An 873-nucleotide genomic window follows, 5' to 3' on the forward strand; every position below is an offset into this window, starting at 1 on the left:
CCTGAAGGCCAGTCCCGAACACGGGAAGTTACTCCCAGGGTAAAGACAGGAGCATCCTCATGGCCATTCCCTCCAGTTCCGGCCGGAATGTGTTTCGTTTGACTGCTACGGCGTGATGAGTACCGTGCCGGGCTGTTCGACACGCCGGAGTCCTCCACCCAGAAGCTGCTAGGCATCATCCCGCGGACCACGAGCCAGTGGCTGGCCGACATGGGACTGGCAGCCTGCCACCTGTCCCGAGCCGTCGACCGCCCGCGCCGAGACCCGCTCGCGCGCCGTGCGGCGCTCAACGCGCACGCGCCGCTGTGCACTTCGGTGAGCAGGCGAATGTCGTCAATGCGGCCGGTGAACTGCTCATCGAGGTGCAGGCGAGAACGGACGGCAAGCTCGCACCACGAGGGCATCGGAGGGATTCAGCACCCGCGCCCCTCGATCATTTCAGGCAGAACCAAAAAGGAGGCAGCGTGAACCGGCTTCAACGAGCACTCGACACCCTGGTCGAGCGAATCGACACTCCCGCGCCGATCGTGCTGGTCGATGTCATGCAGGACAACATCGACCGCATGCAGGCCTTCGCCGACCAGCACAACCTCGATGTCAGGCCGCACGTCAAGACGCACAAGTGTGTGGAGATCGGGCGGCGCCAGGTCGAGGCCGGGGCGGTCGGAATCACCGCGGGCAATGTCGGTGAGGCCGAGGTCTTCGCCGCGGCGGGATTCGACGACATCTTCCTCGCCTACCCCATCTGGCCCGCGGGAACGAAGGGCCCGCGCATCCGCCGGCTCGCCGAGTCCGCCCGGCTGCGGGTCGGCGTCGACAACGTCGCGGCGATCGAGGCCCTCGCCGACGCGATGGGAGACGAACCGGACCGAC

The 873-nt window shown here is 66.6% G+C and carries 1 protein-coding gene; it reads left to right on the plus strand.

What is annotated here, in order from left to right:
• Window positions 1-305 precede the first annotated feature (305 nt).
• The coding region (locus tag GTY47_RS12815) for an alanine racemase (RefSeq protein WP_234025792.1) at window positions 306-873 on the plus strand (568 nt) is incomplete at its 3' end.

This window comes from Streptomyces sp. SID5464, assembly GCF_009862985.1.
Lineage (GTDB): Bacteria > Actinomycetota > Actinomycetes > Streptomycetales > Streptomycetaceae > Streptomyces > Streptomyces chartreusis_D.